This window comes from Methanosarcina spelaei, assembly GCF_002287235.1.
GTDB lineage: Archaea > Halobacteriota > Methanosarcinia > Methanosarcinales > Methanosarcinaceae > Methanosarcina > Methanosarcina spelaei.
On record NZ_LMVP01000516.1, the window covers coordinates 1 to 16,042 of the forward strand.

At 38.2% G+C, this 16,042-nt stretch carries 12 protein-coding genes and 3 tRNA genes; 4 read left to right on the top strand and 11 right to left on the bottom strand.

The window, feature by feature from the left end; genetic code table 11:
- Positions 1-347: 347 nt before the first annotated feature.
- The 6 genes from ASJ81_RS22970 to ASJ81_RS24320 form a co-directional block, all read right to left on the bottom strand.
- Positions 348-524: a hypothetical protein gene (locus ASJ81_RS22970; protein WP_170943387.1), complete on the bottom strand. Its 177-nt coding sequence runs from the start codon at positions 522-524 to the stop codon at positions 348-350.
- A 379-nt stretch (positions 525-903) separates the two neighbouring features.
- Positions 904-2,136: a homoaconitase large subunit gene (gene hacA, locus ASJ81_RS17695; protein ID WP_245860275.1), complete on the bottom strand. Its 1,233-nt coding sequence runs from the start codon at positions 2,134-2,136 to the stop codon at positions 904-906.
- A gap of 274 nt (positions 2,137-2,410) precedes the next feature.
- Positions 2,411-4,603: a PAS domain S-box protein gene (locus ASJ81_RS17700; RefSeq protein WP_141241798.1), complete on the bottom strand. Its 2,193-nt coding sequence runs from the start codon at positions 4,601-4,603 to the stop codon at positions 2,411-2,413.
- Between the two features lie 880 nt (positions 4,604-5,483).
- Positions 5,484-5,993, bottom strand: coding sequence for a GNAT family N-acetyltransferase (locus ASJ81_RS17705; RefSeq protein ID WP_245860265.1), 510 nt, complete (start codon positions 5,991-5,993; stop codon positions 5,484-5,486).
- Positions 5,994-6,137: 144 nt separating this feature from the next.
- A complete protein-coding gene (locus ASJ81_RS17710) occupies positions 6,138-6,425 on the bottom strand; it encodes a GNAT family N-acetyltransferase (protein WP_095645501.1) in 288 nt (95 codons plus the stop codon).
- Positions 6,426-6,431: 6 nt separating this feature from the next.
- Complete coding sequence (locus ASJ81_RS24320) at positions 6,432-6,563, bottom strand: hypothetical protein (RefSeq protein WP_275112582.1); 132 nt, start codon at positions 6,561-6,563, stop codon at positions 6,432-6,434.
- A 338-nt stretch (positions 6,564-6,901) separates the two neighbouring features.
- Between ASJ81_RS24320 and ASJ81_RS17715 the strand changes: the two genes are divergently transcribed.
- A complete protein-coding gene (locus ASJ81_RS17715) occupies positions 6,902-7,312 on the top strand; it encodes a pyridoxamine 5'-phosphate oxidase family protein (RefSeq protein WP_048107632.1) in 411 nt (136 codons plus the stop codon).
- A gap of 103 nt (positions 7,313-7,415) precedes the next feature.
- On the opposite strand, the gene hdrB is transcribed toward ASJ81_RS17715, so the two are convergent.
- Genes hdrB through hdrA form a run of 3 tightly spaced genes read right to left on the bottom strand, consistent with a single transcriptional unit; the run spans position 7,416 to position 11,429 of the window.
- A complete protein-coding gene (gene hdrB, locus ASJ81_RS17720; protein WP_095645502.1) occupies positions 7,416-8,360 on the bottom strand; it encodes a ferredoxin:CoB-CoM heterodisulfide reductase subunit HdrB in 945 nt (314 codons plus the stop codon).
- Positions 8,314-9,024 (bottom strand): ferredoxin:CoB-CoM heterodisulfide reductase subunit HdrC, encoded by a 711-nt coding sequence (gene hdrC / locus ASJ81_RS17725; RefSeq protein ID WP_095645503.1) that lies wholly within the window; start codon positions 9,022-9,024, stop codon positions 8,314-8,316. The genes hdrB and hdrC overlap by 47 nt, the downstream gene beginning before the upstream one ends.
- Entirely contained in the window at positions 9,024-11,429 is a 2,406-nt protein-coding gene (gene hdrA, locus ASJ81_RS17730; protein ID WP_095645504.1) for a ferredoxin:CoB-CoM heterodisulfide reductase subunit HdrA, read from the bottom strand. The genes hdrC and hdrA overlap by 1 nt, the downstream gene beginning before the upstream one ends.
- Before the next feature lie 557 nt (positions 11,430-11,986).
- Between hdrA and ASJ81_RS17735 the strand changes: the two genes are divergently transcribed.
- Positions 11,987-12,388 (top strand): transcriptional regulator, encoded by a 402-nt coding sequence (locus ASJ81_RS17735; RefSeq protein WP_095645505.1) that lies wholly within the window; start codon positions 11,987-11,989, stop codon positions 12,386-12,388.
- Between the two features lie 1,300 nt (positions 12,389-13,688).
- Positions 13,689-14,102, top strand: a complete 414-nt coding sequence (locus ASJ81_RS17740) for a transcriptional regulator (protein ID WP_095645506.1) — start codon at positions 13,689-13,691, stop codon at positions 14,100-14,102.
- Positions 14,103-14,515: 413 nt separating this feature from the next.
- Here the strand turns inward: ASJ81_RS17740 and ASJ81_RS17745 are convergent.
- A tRNA-Ile gene (locus ASJ81_RS17745) sits at positions 14,516-14,592 on the bottom strand.
- 62 nt (positions 14,593-14,654) lie between these two features.
- Positions 14,655-14,731: transfer RNA gene (locus ASJ81_RS17750), tRNA-Ile, on the bottom strand.
- Positions 14,732-14,954: 223 nt separating this feature from the next.
- Between ASJ81_RS17750 and ASJ81_RS17755 the strand changes: the two genes are divergently transcribed.
- A tRNA-Ala gene (locus ASJ81_RS17755) sits at positions 14,955-15,026 on the top strand.
- Positions 15,027-16,042 lie beyond the last annotated feature (1,016 nt).

Sequence of the window (16,042 nt, forward strand, 5' to 3'; positions counted from 1 at the left end):
AAAAGGCTTGCGGGCAAGCAGTTTTTTAAAAAGGCTTGCGGTCAAGCAGTTTTTTAAAAGGTTTGTGATCGCCTTATTAGGTTTGGGAATAAATTTCTCAAATTCAAACGCAATCAGCATATTAGATGCAAATAAATAAAAGTGTTTGAAAATACTTTCAAACACTTTCCTGACAAAGCACTTTGATGCCAAGAAAAACAAAAATAGTGACAGGAAAATCCGCCATGAGAAAGTCTTGCCATAGAGCTCTTAAGAATAGTTCCTAAGGTTCAGCTTTAAAAGGCAGTTCCCAGGGCAGTTCTTAAGATTTTACTCTGCTCTTAAGATTTCCCTTTATACTTATTCATTTAATGGAAAAGCTCTTCTTTTGCTTTATTAAGATATTTGTTTGCTTCCTCAATTTTACTGGCAGCTCCAAGGATATCCTCGGAAGCATCGAGAAAACCATCTTTTTTAGCTTTCTGAGCCCATTCCTTGAAACTTTCAATGTGGCTTTCGTTATGCTCGATCCAGTGCTCAATCAAATGTGAAAGGTTGTCATGACTAAGTTCTTCAGTAATAGTCGTCCCTCCTGTTCAAAATATATACGATTCATGGTATAAATGCCCGCTGGATATAATTAGAATTTCTATAAAGATACCGTGAGAATATAAAAAAATAAACAAATAAGAGAGAACAGGTAGAATATATGGATAGTAAAAATAGTTTGATAATAAAAATGGTTTGATAATAAAAATAGTTTGATAATAAAAATAGTTTGATAATAAAAATAGTTTGATAATGAAAATAGTTTGATAAGTAGAATTGTTTAAAATCCCAAGAGCTAAGAATCAGGTTTTGAACGATTCTGCTTTAACGCTTACATTATAATACTTTGATAATAATTTGCTTCAGTTCTCAGGCTTATACTGTCCTTGGATCAGTAATCTCTCCTGATAGTGCTGAGGCTGCCGCGGTTGCAGGGGAAGCCAGGTAAATAAGACCACCTTTTCCCATCCTGCCTTTGAAGTTTCGGTTTGCGGTTGAAATGCAGACTTCTCCTTCACCGATCACTCCCTGGTGGGCGCCAAGGCAGGGCCCGCAGCCAGGGGTTGCGAGTGTGACACCTGCTTTTAGTAGAGTTTCCATTGTTCCGTTCTCAATCGCTGCAAGGAGAGTTGTGCGGGATGCAGGAATTACAATTGTCCTGACTGCAACCTTTTTTCCTTTAAGGATTGATGCTGCGACCTCAAGGTCCTCAAGTCTGCCATTTGTACACGTCCCTATGAAAACCTGGTCTACATGGGTGCCTTCAACCTCTCCAACAGGCTTTACGTTGTCAACCTGATGAGGACAGGCTACCTGAGGCTCGATATCCTCAGCAGAGTAAACGGGTTCTTTTACATAAAATGCGTCCTGATCGGCATAAACCGGCTCATATGGAGCAGCCGCTCTGTTTTTCAGAAAATCGAAGGTTTTCTCGTCAGGTGGAACAATTCCGGTTTTTGCTCCCATTTCTATTGCCATGTTGCAGAGAGTCATTCTGCCGGAAACTGACAATTCAGAGATAGCCTGCCCGTAAAACTCTACCGCCTTATAGGTGGCACCGTCAATTCCGGTCTTTCCGATAAGGTAAAGGGTCAGGTCTTTTGCATAAACTCCTTTTCCAAGCCTTCCTTCAACCGTGAATCTAAGACTTTCGGGCACCTTAAACCAGAGCTTGCCTGTAGCGAAAATTTCAGCCATATCGGTAGCACCTACGCCTGTTGCAAAAGCCCCGAAAGCCCCGTAGGTACAGGAATGCGAATCAGCTCCCACAATCAGTTTTCCGGGCAAGGCAAATCCGTTTTCGGGAAGTACCTGATGGCAGATTCCTTCTCCAAGCTCGTAAAAATTCGGAATGCTTTGCTCCTTTACCCATTCCCGGATTTCCTTTTGAAGAGTAGCTGAAGTCTCATTATTTGCAGGTGCAATATGGTCGAAAGGAATTATAATCCTTGAGGGGTCCCAGACCTTTTTCATTTCCATTTCTTTAAAAGCGTTAACTGTAAGTACGGAGGTGCCGTCATGCGCCATTGCATAATCAACATCTGCCAGGACAAAATCATTTGCATTTGCCTCTTTTCCCGCTGCTCGGGTGAAAATTTTTTCGCTAATTGTTCCCAAAAGTAAGTCTCCTGTTTGATAATCAAGTAATAACGGTTTGATAATTGAACAATAATGAAGTCTAAGAAACTAAAATTCCTGAATTCACTATAAAGAAATAACTGTAATATATTTGACATATATACTTGACATATTAAAGAATAGAATCCTAATATTACAAATATAAATTATACAAAAATCTTTTCAGCCTCTTGAAGCTGGTTTATATAGGGTTTTTATAAAGTAAAATAAACTACTCTTTTTTAATTAAATTTAGCGCTGATGCTTATACATGATTATTCTTTTCTACTACAGTGAACCTAATAATGAACTCGGTACCATTGCTCTTTTTCAGTTCAAGTTCTCCATCTAACTGGTTGACAAGGAAAGTTACAAGCTGAAGTCCTAGACTGTCAAGTTCCTCTATATCAAGGTTTTCAGAAATACCCACACCGTTATCCGAAACTGTCAATATAAAACTGGTACTCTTATAGTCTTTGTTTTTACTTTTCTCTATTATGTTCCTATGTTCTCCATTTTTATCTTTATAGAATTTTATTTGGTTTCCATCTTTATGGAATTTTATTTGGATTTTTCCTTTATCTCGGTCGGAAAATGCATATTTAAGAGAGTTGGAAACGAGCTCATTGACAATTATTCCTAACGGAACTGCTGTGTCCATGTCAAGTAATATGTTCTCTTCCAGATCCATATTTAAGCTGACATTAGCATTACCAAGCCTGTAAGTAAAGAACAGAGCGTCAGCGAGTTTCTTTATGTACAGCGAAAAGTTAAGTTTATCGAGCTCTTCACCTCTATACAGTTCTTCATGGATAAGAGCCATTGATATCACTCGATCTTGGCTCTCTCTGAAGGCTTCCAGGACTTCCGATTCATTAATACTCTTTCTGTTTCTGAACTTTTCAGCTTGAAGGTCCAACAGTGATGAGATTACTTGAAGATTATTCTTGATTCTATGGTGGATTTCCTTTTTACGGGCAATCTCAAAATTTCTGAGAGCTTCTTCAACTTCCTTTCGCTTGGTTATGTCAGTATGAAGGTTCAGAGTTCCTAAAAATTTACCACTCTTGTCAAAAATAGATTTGGCATTCGTATGCGTACATAGAGTGGAGCCATCTTTGCGTATAAACTTAATTTCAAGACTCTCATTGACGTTTTCCCATCCTTTTTTTAAAGTATGTTTGATAATAGCCTTACTTTCATCACTGAGAAAGTCCCACATAGGCCTGCTAATGAGTTCTTCTGAACTGTAACCAAACATATCTTCAATCTGCTTATTGACGAAAGTAATTCTCTCTTCAGCATCAATTATGCTTATGCCTTCGTTTGCGGTCTCTACAATGTTGCGGTATCTCTCCTCACTTTCTTGAAGTCTCTCTTCTGCTTTTTTTTGCTCGGTGACATCAATGTCCATCTCAAGGATCATGGGAGAACCGTCAACGTCGGTGAACGGTAAATTATAAGCATCATAATAGCTTCCATCCGGCCCGCTTACTTCCCAATGATGAGGTTGACCGGTTTCAAGTACTTTATGTGATTCACAGAATTCACACGGCTGGGTGAATCCAAAATAGTATTCATAGCAGTGTCGGCCACCTGGATCTCCGAACCGTTTACGGAATCTGCGGTTGACAAAGGCGATATGATAGTCAGATGTTAACAGAATTATCATTGCAGGCAGCGTATCCAGCACGTTATAAAGACGTTGACGTTCGTTTATTGTTTCATGGTTCCGTTTTTTCAGTTTCTTACTTATTCTTTTAAGTTCTTCTTCAGTATTCTTGTATTGAGTTATATCAGAATGCATGCTAATATTACCGATATGTTTTCCCTCTGAGTCAAGAAAAGGCGTAGAGCTCACAAGCGACCAGACAACACTACCATCCCTACGGCAGAACTTCATTTCGTACCCTTTATCTTTGGCGCCTTCCTGTTGGGATTTTAACCTGGTAGGCGAACTTTCAACATTATCTCTATCGGCATAGTCAAAGGCCGATTTCCCTACCATTTCTTCCGTTGTGTACCCGAGCATTTCTGCCATTCTTTGATTAACAAAAGTCGTTACCGCTTCAGTGTCTGTAATCCAGACACCCTCGTTTGTTGTTTCTACGATGCTGCGATACTTTTCCTCACATTCCCACAGCTTCTCTTCAAGTTCCTTACGGTTACTTATATCAAATCCATAAATATTGACGTGCCCTTCTTCCGGTAAAGGGTAAAGATTGATCAGGTATACTGTTTTTCCCACACTAATTTCCGTTGTTTCCGGACTATTCCGAGAAATTGTTTTTAGCACTGATTCTTCTATAGAAGAAGGTAGTTTTCCTCCGATTTTCGTGCCCCACTCCAGGAGTAAGGACTCACCCGCTTCATTTGAGTATATAACGGTACCATCCGTATCGACACTGAGCACAGGATTTGGGTTATTTGCTAGAAGTTTTTCAACGCTTGTTTCCATATTCCCCTTCAGGCTCCTATCTCTATCCTATCTCTAGTGGTTATAGCCTACTGTCGATGACTCACGAACGTTAAAAGTATCTATTGCACAACTATATTAATATATAATATTCTTTAAATATAATACATTAAATTTGACTTTGAATTGAGATAATATTTTTGCAGAGATCTTCAAAGTATGATTATTTCTTCTCTGATAAACGCAACTAGCCATAAGCAATCACTATCAGTTTTTTATAATGCAAGTATAAGTGTACTTAGTTAAGATCTGTTTTAGAAAGAGTTAATAATTGATAATTAAAGTAAATGAAGTAGTAGAAATAATTTTCATTAAGTTAAAAATTATTTTAAGTTTAATACTCTATATTTTTCAAAATTAATGAAAACCAGAAGACATCAAAAAAGTATAAACTTTTATTTATGTTCTTCGTAAGCTACTATTTTCTTCAAGAGATTTTCTTAGTCTGGCAGCTGGCGATTCGGCTGAGATTCCCACTGTCAGTAAAGCTACGACTTCTTTGTCCTGCGGGATTTTGAGTCATTTTTAACTTAGTTTTTTCTATAATATCACTGTAACTATTATTTCGGTAGTTTTGTAAAGACTATATGAATAGCTACTTATAAAATTCCTTCTTTTCCTTACGTCATCTCTAAAAATAACAAACTTATAAAAGTAGTATTTATTCTACAGGAAATGAAATATCCAACTATCGTTATTAACAAAGTGAGTACAAAGGAGCTTATGAATGGCTGGGAAGGAACAATCTGAGTTTTCAAAGTCATGGAACTCAAATAGGAAATCAAAAGCAAAGTTGTGATGGCCGAAAAGGCTGTAAATAGTGTTATATGGACAATATTAAGATATCAATATCTATTAAAAATCAAGGATTTTTATATCCGATATCTTCCTTTTTTCCAATCATCACCTTTTCCAAATACACAAGTTCAACTTTGTTGCCGAGTGGTTCTCGCCTGAACTCCTTATACCCAAGTTTATGATAGAGTTGAATATTTCTGATGCTATTCGATCCGGTGAATAGTTCAAATCGAGCTACATCCCGATGCATAAGCTCAACCTCTGTCATCAAACGAGTGCCTATCCCCAGATTCTGCCATTCAGGATGCACAATCAGCCTGCCTATATGGCAAGTATTTTCTATTACACGAGATCGTACAGATCCTATGATCGAGTGCTCGCTGATGGCTTTGAGGAACACACTGTTACTGAACTCATCTCTGGTCTCTTCGACAGTTTGAAGCAGAGGGGGAATGGACCAGTCATCGTAGATCTGAGCTTCACTCTGGTATGCCAGTTTCTGAAGGGTTAAGATTTCGATTGCATCTTCAAGGCTGGCCCGAAAAATTTCTACCTGTTCTGCCATGTCTCTCATTCCTAACTTCAAAAATTAACGAGTTAGTGCAAGTTTCAATAGACTAAAGACTTGAGAATAGTACGCTCTGAAACCTGCAAGCTACTTTTTGTCCGAAAAAGTAGCACAATTATATTTCCAGGTTGATGATAAAATAACATAATTTCATTGCTGGAATTCAAATTCTATGAGTTGCATTCCAAGTGCCTCGTTTGGACGAACTGAAAAACCGTACTTTTCGTAAAATTTGGCTTTTCCGGGAGCTGCAAATAACCAGGCCCTTTTAATATTGGTCTCCTGGCACTTGTTAACCAGTTGTTTTAAGATCGTGCTTCCTATCCCTTTATTTTGATGATCCTGCATTACAATTATATCGCAGATCAGAGCATACAGGGCTCCGTCCGAAAGCAAACGTCCTGCACCAATAATCTTCTGATCTTTGTATGCTGTTATCCAGTACTAGGTATTATCAAAGACCTTTTTCAAGTCATCTTCGGAAACCTTAAGAACTGACATCCATCCTGTGCTTGAAAACAGTTGACAATATTCATGCCAGGTAGGAGGACTCGTTTTGTATTCAATATCTTTCATTCTTTACTCCTATAAAATTTACTTTAACAACTGAAACTACAATTAATAAGAAAAGAAATATATTCTTTTCTTTTATATTTATCAATTATTTTATATTGAAAATTTTTCGCTTACTTTTTATGGAATTTAGCCACATTTTCATTAACAGATTATCAAAGTTCTTCATAGTATACATATTGGCAGAGTGAAAAGTTTTAAACATATTTAAGACTATTATTATTACAGTCTGCTAATTAATTATGATTTCTTTCATGACAGTGTTTTGTGACCAAGCAGCTTCGCAAACTCAACTCTTAAGGGAGAGAGCGCTAAAACAGGCTATTAGAGGAGGTTTAGATATGACGTCAAAATTGATGGACTACTTTAACAAGCAACCGAGAATTGGAGTTCTAAGCACAGCGAGTAAAGACGGAAAGGTAGACTCAGCTATTTTCGGCTCACCGAATATGATCGATGAAAAGACCGTTGTAATTGCAACAGGTAAGAACCGCACGTTTTCAAACCTTCAGGAAAACCCTTACGCGATATACCTGATAATGGAACAAGATACGGAATGGAAAGGGATCAGAGTTTACCTGAAGATGAAGGAATCTGCAACGTCGGGGGAAATGCTTGATACGATTAAAAGCCAGATCGCAAAAATGGCCGGGGAGGAGGCTGCGGAGATGATGAAGGCAACGGTTACCTTCGAGATTATTGAGCTGAGACCTCTCGTTGATATGGGACAGGGCTGGGAGGAATCGATCTGAGTATTCATAAGTAATGTGAATCAAAATAAAAATTAAAAAAATCGGAATAAAAGATCAAAAAAAACTACTGGCTAAAATCTTAAAATGGGATTAACTCAGGTTTTTAGATTATCCCATTCTTTTCTAGAAACCCTTCAAGAGGCACGGAGTGAGTCTGGAAGCCGCACACCTTGTATGGATCGGCACCCATTGAAAGAGCTGCGAACTGGGCGATATTCATGTGCACCATATCATATTTTACACCAAACTCTCTTTCGATAACCGGCTGGTAGCGGTCATATTGGATCTGGCAATTCGGGCACATATGAAGCATAAGCTCTACGCCTGCTCTTTGAAGGCTGTCGAGTTTAGTCTTTGTCACCTGAAGTGACGTATCTTTGTTGAGGTGGAGCTGGGAAAAGCCCATCCCGCAGGTGAGAGTCCGGTCTTCGTACCAGCGTACAGGCTCGGCTCCGCAGGCTGCGGATATGTTATCTATCAACTGGGGGTTTTCAGGGTTTCCGAGGACATCAAGATACTTAACTTTATAGTAATGGCAGGCATGATGAGATGCAGTCTTGATTCCTGAAAAGTCGAATTTTTTCTGCTCCCGGATTTTATCGACCTTGCTTAAAAGAATCTCTACTGCATGGTAGAAGTTTGTCCTCGGATTCATATCGTCTTTTTCGTAAACAAGATTTTCAAGGCCCTTTTCCAGGAAGATGGAGTTAATTTTTTCCCGGACTTCGGTATTGGTGTTCAGGGTTTCACAGGCTTCTTTATTTACGGCATAACAGGTTGAACAGAGGCAGGTTATATTGGGGTAACCGCACCTTTTTGCAACTGCGAAGTTCCGAGCTGCAATAGCTGCTGTTGTCAGTCCTTCAAATACGTCAGTATAATGGCCTATTCCTGTGCAGCAGGACTGCTCATCGTTTATACAATAGTCTATCCCAAGCCTGTCAAAGATATAACAAGTGGAGGTTTCCACTCCTGGGTACTCCTGCCCAACCATGCAGCTTTTAAATAATAAAAGCTGGTTGTCCGGGACATCTTCTATCGCTTTCAAAGCCGAAATCTCCGCTTCTATTTTCTCTCTTGATGCACTGGTTCTCCAGGAGCTGATGCAAAAGTTTTTCCTGTATTTTTGCTTTGAGCCATTTTTCTCTGTTAAAATAGCCTGTGGCTTCAAGAATAGCCTGAACTTCCCCATGTGTGTTCCTGATATCCTTTGAACTCAGCCCCAGTTCCTCACGAATTGACTCAAGGTTCTTTTTAAAACTGATCCAGCGTTCCCCGAGGTCGCTTTCCATATTCTTAACTCCGGCACCCGGTATCTTGCTAGCTCCATTTTCTGCAAGGTATTCTCCGATCTCAAGGAAGTAGGCAAGCTTTTCAACTCCTATGCCCTCGTTGACGGCCATCTGCCTGAGCACCTGTACAATTGTTACAGGGCTATTATTCCTGGGACAGCGCAGATTGCAGGAATAACAGTAGAAACAGGACCAGATCATTTCGGACTCAAGCACACTGCGGTCGTTTTCCAGTACTTTTTTCACAATCTGACGCGGGCTGTAATCTGTAAAGCGGGCTGCAGGGCAGGAAGCCGTGCAGGCTCCACACTGGATGCAGCGGTCAAGCCCCAGAGAGGCAGGTGTCCGGATGCTTTTCTTTACAGTTTCTGCAAGGGTTTTACATTCCGGGGTATCATATTTGTTTACATATGGAATCATTATATCATCTCTCCTTCCCGGGCAAGACTGGTAAAAGTGCCTGCAAGCCCTCTTGTATTTGGAACATAAGCTTTTTTGAAATAAAGCCGGTCTCCTGAATCTCCAAGTTCTTTTTTCAACTTTTCAAAATGGCTGATAGTTAAAGGATATATTACCTCGACTTTCGGGCTGTCAGGAGGATCCTCTATAAATAGGACAGCCGATGCTCCACATTTGAAGGCGTGAAGTAACAGGTCTTTATCAACGACGAGGTTTGTGGGCACTTTGACTAGCTTGACATTTGAAGGATAAGTCAGTGCACTATTTCCTATGTTATCGCAGGTTATGGACGCGATACCGCTGTTTACAAAACCCAACAGGTCTCCTTCTTTGACTACTCCTTCAACTTCGGCTTTTAGCTGGCTTTTTGTAAAGCCTGAAATCTGAATAGCTCCCTTCTGACAGAGTTCAGTACAATACCCGCACCCAGTACATACAAGCGGGTCTACGATGACTTTTCCACTATCATTTAGGGAAAAAGCCTCGAACGGACACTTGAGGCATTCAGTACATTGATCACAAAGAAGCTGATTGATAGTCGGAATTTCGTTTACCAGGGCTTTTGGGCTGTCAGCAATAAAGGCACTTCCCCTGATAGCTGCAAGTCCTGCCTGGGAAATGGTATCCGTAACATCCTTAGGGCTCTGGGCAGTGCCGCAGACAAAGATCCCATCCAGTGAGCTGTCTACAGGCCTCAGTTTTGAATGCCTTTCTTTAATAAAGCCGCTTTCATCCTGGCTGATATTCAGTATACTGGCAATTTTTCGGGTTCCCTTTGAAGGGACCATGGCTGCAGAGAGTATGACGAGATCAGCAGGCAGTTCTGTTATTTTCTGGTTAAGTGTATCTTCTAGTCTGACAAGAAGACTTTTATCCGGCTTCTCGACGATTTCAGCAGGTCTTCCTCTTACAAATCTAACTCCAATATCCTGGACTGCCCGATAGTAGTTCTCGTAAAAGCCAAGCGCCCGCAAATCGACATAACAAATTGTGATTTCAGTACCCGGGTATTTTTTCATTATAAGGTTCGAGTGCTTTAAAGCTGCCATGCAGCAATACCTGGAACAATAGCGATTTCCGCCTTCTTTTTCATCCCTTGAACCCACACACTGAATCATAACTATCCTTTTAGGAGTTCCCGATCCTTTCTCTGAAGAATTCTCTAAGGATCTTTCAGTACTGCAGGTACTTGTTGAGCTGACAGCATCCGGGTCCAGACTGAAGTCCGAAGGCTTGACCAATATTCCTTTTGAAGGGCCATTAATCCCGAGCATTCTGGCAAGTTCCATCTGGGTTATAACATTTTTGAAAAATCCATAACCATACTGGGGTTTCTGGGATACGTCATACTCCTCAAACCCGGTAGCAACAATAACTGCACCGACATTAAGTTCAATAATCTCCTCCTTCTGTGAGAAGTCAATCGCTCCGGATTTACAGGCTTCTACACATTTTCCACAGGTCTCACCCTTGAACTGCAGACAGTAGTCAGGGTCTATGCAGTAGATCTTCGGAACGGATTGGGAAAAACGCAGGGAAATTGCCTTTTTGTCTATGTACCCACAGTTAAACTCGTTTTCAACCAGGACCGGACAGACGCGGCTGCATCGGCCACAGCCTGTACAGTTGTCATGTACGTATCTCGATTTTTTCCTTAGCCTGACTGTGAAATTGCCGGCACTTCCGCTTAAGCGTTCCACCTCAGTCCAGGTTAAAAGGGTTATTCTTGGGTTAGCTACTACCTCATTCATTAGCGGACTTAGCGAGCACATCGCGCACTCTTCCGCAAGCTTGTCAGGAGAAAAAACCTTGCCTATTTTTGCCATATTTCCACCTATACTGGATTCTTTCTCTACAAGGTAGGTGGAAATTCCATTATCTGCAAGATTAACCGCCGCAGTTATCCCTGCAATTCCTCCGCCAATAACGAGGGCCTGCGGAACGATATTTACTTTTATTTCCTCAAGAGGCTTATGATTTTCCAGGCGGTTGAGTTTTCCCCGAATAAGTGAGAGTGCTTTCTCGGTCGCTCCGGCTTTATCCGGATGCACCCATGCACAGTGTTCCCTGAGGTTTGCGATTTCAAGCATTGCCCGGTTCAAGCCTGCTTCCTGAATACACTTTTTAAAGAGAGTGCCATGTTTTGAGGGTGTGCACGAACCTATTACTATCCGGTCGAGTTTCCCTTCCAAAATCTTATTTTTGATAAGGGTCTGTCCCTCTCTTGAACAGAGATACTCGTAATCGAAGACCGGGATCCCTTCTGCCTTAAGGGTTTTCTTAAGTGAGTTAATATCAATACGTTCGGAAATGTTCCCACTGCAATGGCAGATAAATACAGCGGTTTTGTCCAGGGCAGCGTTCATTATGTTAAATCTTTCAAGGATTCGTATTTAAGACTTGCCAGAACACCTAAATAATTGACCTATTTAGGACAGATCACTTGCAATACTTACAAAATAAGGACAATTTTGGAAAAAAGGTGAATTTTTTAAATTTTCGTTTACTCTGTTAGTACTATAATTCAGTTTCCTTATAAATAAAACTGTAATCAATATGCACTTCTCCTATATATACAGGAAGGCTTGCAAAACTCCAGGAATATAAATTGACCTTCAGTCTAGAAATTCAAAATTTTCTCCCTGCAAAAAAATGATATGTAAAATTGTCGAGAAGTTTTTATAGGCGCATAATTATATATATGAAGAAAGTATTATTATTTAAATCAACAGAGAAAAACAGATTTTGTGAGATACTTCCACAGATCAGAAACTCATATAAATAGAAATATATTTAATAAAGGCAATAAAAGACACTGGAAATATAACAAATCTAAAATAATATGTTTCTATTGATCTGAAATACTGGACGGAGAAATAATATCGGAAGCAATTATATGCTGTTTTTTCGATATAATCGGTAGATGATAGTTGTGGCAGATAATGAGTTTATATCAGAGGATATTGAATTTAAAATGGGAGAAATTGAATACGAGATGGTGGAGCTTTTGAGAAGGCTTAATATTAACAGGCCAGTTGCTCTTACCCTTGCGTGTCTCTCTAAAGGAGAGGAAATTTCTTCCCAACGCATCGAAATGGTATCAGGCTTGAGACAGCCGGAAGTTAGCATTGCAATGCGCTATCTCCGTGAAAATGACTGGGTAGATATGCGGGAAGAAAAGAAGAATCAGGGCAAAGGAAGACCGGTTAAATTGTATAAACTGACGGTTCGGATGGAAACGATTATCAGTTCAATAGAAGAAGATGTAATGGCTGAAAGTAAGGCCGTGCTCCAGAACATAGAACGTCTCAAGAACCTTTCCTAAAACACTTTTTGAATAGAAATATCACCCTAAAACGCTTTTTGAGGAATATCACAAGCTTTTTTCACAAATTTTCAAAAAACTTAATCTTTAATTTAAAAATCTGGGTTTTATAACCCGGATCTGCTTCTTATCTGTTAAATATATATTTAAAAGTAGTATATTTGAAGAAAATTTATCGTCACCTCATAATTAGGTTTATTCTTCTCAATTTTTGTCCTTATTCTGATTTTTTATTATCTGTCTTTCGATTCTTATAGCGCTTACTTGATTCTTTTAATCTTTTCTTTGTTCTTACCATTGGTTCTTGATTTTTATCTCTGCTATTTTATTTTTGTTATCGACTTTTGATTCTTGTCATCTTCTCTTGGTTCCTGTCATCTATTTTCCATTTTTTTTCAATACCCATTCTAGATCTTTTTAATGTTTTTTTCTACTTGAATCTGAATTTCGAAAACGTCAAAAGGGCATTAATTTAGTTATAAGATTAGGACCTCGCACCTGAAATACAAAATTAGGCAAAATAAACTCTCCAGTTAAACTTGTAATTTATAAAGTTAAAGACCCAGGTTATCGATTTTCTAAATTAAACTGTACAATTTTTAGAGAATAGAGTATATAAAGGGTACGAGGACGAAACATCTTAATAGAGGTAAAGAGGGCTTCCAGCAAGCTTCAGCAATTTTTAGTACAAAAATGTCCTGCAAATTCTTTTTACACTTTTATGTATTTACAAAACTGGACTTTCAAGAAAGTTAGGTTTGAAGCAAAAATTTAGTTTTAAAAAAGTCAAAGTTAAGATAAAGTTTGAGTCATAAAGGCAGTATGCCAACTTCTCTGTAAAATTCAAAATCTTGGTAAGTTTGTAACTTAAGAATCCAGTATTAAAAGAACTGAATTATGATTAATATAGAAAAATTTGATTTTGAATTTACAGAAAATTCAGGACACTGTCGTCATAAAATGAAAGGCAGAACTTAAAACTCTATCATAATCTAAAAAAGAACCCTATTTGAGAAGAAAGAATATTAAAGTTTTATATTTTTAGGAAATTTTTAAGTTTTCAGCATATTTTTAAGTTTTTAGCAGATTTTAAAGGCTTTAGAAGATTTTAAAGTTTTAAGAATACAAAAAAAATTTATAACTCACGCCGGAAATGAAAAAGCAGTATCTAATGGACACTTTTAGAGTGAGTGAATGATAAACACACCCAGTGAGCTTTTATTAATTAACAAATATTAAAAAGAAAACATAAGTAAATATTTATATTAATCAACTCTATAATGGTTCTTTGGGTGATTAAATGGTAGATGAAAGTGGTCCAGTTATGGATATTTCTGATACAATAGAAGAGATCCCTGTAGCTATGGGACCGATTGAACATGAAATGATAGAACTATTTAGAAAAATTAATGTTAATAGGCCAATTGCTCTTACGCTTGCATGCCTTGCAAAAGGAAGGGAGATCTCGTCCCAGAGCATTGAAATGGTATCAGGCTTGAGACAACCTGAAGTCAGTGTTGCAATGCGGTATCTCCGCGAAAATAACTGGATTGATATCCGAGAAGAAAAGAGGTCAAAGGGTAAAGGCAGACCGATAAAGTTATACAGGCTAATAGTCCCAATGGACTATATTGTTGGCAAGATCGAAGAAGATATTGTAGCCGAGAGTAGAGTCGTGCTTAGAAATATTGAACGCTTGAAACATATTGCTTGAAATTACTCATGGGGATTTACCCCAATCTAACTTTTCCCTGACGATTAACTCTTTTGTTACAAAGTACTAATAGAGAATAGTTATTTAACGAAGATTTATTGAAAATTTCCGATTTCATGCAATATCTTCGGAATTTATTTTTTTCGGAGATTATTTTCTTAATTCTCTGTTTTTCCTGAGTCTATTCTCTTATTCTAAGCTAAATAAATTTAAATATATGCGAAAATGATTTTAAAAATCTCTAAAAAAATTTAAAACAGAATGATATCACTAAAAAATAATATTACTAAAAAATAATATTACTAAAAAATAATATTACTAAAAAAATAATATTACTAAAGATAACATCACTTAAAGATAACGTCACTAAAAAATAACACTAATAAAATAATAAACAACATCAATAAAATATGTGGTGGGCCCGCTGCGATTCGAACGCAGGACCTCACGGTTATCAGCCGTGCGCTCCACCAAGCTAAGCTACGGGCCCGATTGAAGGATAAGTGAGGTTGTAAAACCTGAATATTCTCCTGAAAAAGGATTATCAAATTGTGGTGGGCCCGCTGCGATTCGAACGCAGGACCTCACGGTTATCAGCCGTGCGCTCCACCAGGCTAAGCTACGGGCCCGATTATCAGGTTTTTTAGAATTACCGAAGTAGAAAGGCTTTTCGGGAAAGCTTTCCAATCCGACAACACTTCTAATACTCAATTTACTACTTATAACTTTTGCTTGAAGCTCTTACATACTCAAGCTTCAAAAGTTTATTTATAAGATGCTGAGCCTATATGGCGACATCTTTATATAAGATACTGAGTGTATGAGGGGTGCTGATAAAGCAAAGCCTTATATGGGCCGGTAGATCAGGGGAAGATCGCTACCTTGGCATGGTAGAGGCCTCGGGTTCAATTCCCGACCGGTCCATTTAATAACTTTTAATAGTCCTGATTATAATACTCTTTTTTGTACTCTTTTTGCAATATCTATTATGCAAGGGCTGATTTTAAAAAACTTCAAAGCGTGTTTTAAAATTCAATCGTTCCTACAACTTGGTAATGAACAATGTTTACCTCCAGAGCTCCAAAATAATTATAAAAATATTATACACTCCTAGTTATATGCGAACCTAACTATAAATATATTTTATGAGTTTTGACATTGAAGCTGAAAACAAAGATTTTACCTAGAAAACGAAGATTTTGCCTAATATGATTACACTGCTTCAATAGCTCTGAAATTCTATTAATACGTGATGCAGGAAAGCAGGACTTCAGTAATACTACTATGAAAGCAGGACTTCAGTAATATTACGATTCATTGGTCATCGGTTAAGGAAAAATCGTTATCAATTGCATTGATTTTCATAAAATTTGTTAAATTATTCATCAAATGCAAAACTGGAATCTGATATCGATTTCAATTTAAACACTAAACATTTGGGTTTGAGTTTTTCCGTCGAAATCGAGATCAGCAGCTCAAAATCCTTAACCGAATACAAATGTATTACGATTACACTACACGCTTAATCACTATAATGTAATGTTTGTGCCATGTTAATATATACGTCAATTTGACCGCGTCGTCATCGGTGATGTTACGAATGCCTCGGGCAATGAACAAATGCTGCGTGAAGAGGGTAGTATCAAAGTTGATATACTTGAGGGTCCTGTAGGAATAGCATTGTATGTGAAATATCGAGCCGAAAAGTCGGAGCTCAAAATGGAAAATTGAGAGAGTTTGGGTATAGTTCGCAAGTCGCCGGTCTACTTTAAAAGTAACATAGTCAAGATAATCTTAATCAATACCACTATTTTTCAAACTTATTTTTACGCTTATGGCACTTTAGGAAAAGGACAGCAGCCAGAAACTTTCTTGCTGAAACACGTTAAGAGATAAGATTTTCAGAATTTATTCTCTTGATACTGATTTAGATGCATTTT

Coding starts and splice junctions, on each gene's coding strand:
- ASJ81_RS17700 (WP_141241798.1), bottom strand. CDS start 4,603: ATGGAAACAAGCGTTGAAAAACTTCTAGCAAATAACCCAAATCCTGTG.
- ASJ81_RS17705 (WP_245860265.1), bottom strand. CDS start 5,993: ATGAGAGACATGGCAGAACAGGTAGAAATTTTTCGGGCCAGCCTTGAA.
- ASJ81_RS24320 (WP_275112582.1), bottom strand. CDS start 6,563: ATGAAAGATATTGAATACAAAACGAGTCCTCCTACCTGGCATGAATAT.
- ASJ81_RS17715 (WP_048107632.1), top strand. CDS start 6,902: ATGACGTCAAAATTGATGGACTACTTTAACAAGCAACCGAGAATTGGA.
- hdrC (WP_095645503.1), bottom strand. CDS start 9,024: ATGATTCCATATGTAAACAAATATGATACCCCGGAATGTAAAACCCTT.
- hdrA (WP_095645504.1), bottom strand. CDS start 11,429: ATGAACGCTGCCCTGGACAAAACCGCTGTATTTATCTGCCATTGCAGT.
- ASJ81_RS17735 (WP_095645505.1), top strand. CDS start 11,987: ATGATAGTTGTGGCAGATAATGAGTTTATATCAGAGGATATTGAATTT.
- ASJ81_RS17740 (WP_095645506.1), top strand. CDS start 13,689: ATGGTAGATGAAAGTGGTCCAGTTATGGATATTTCTGATACAATAGAA.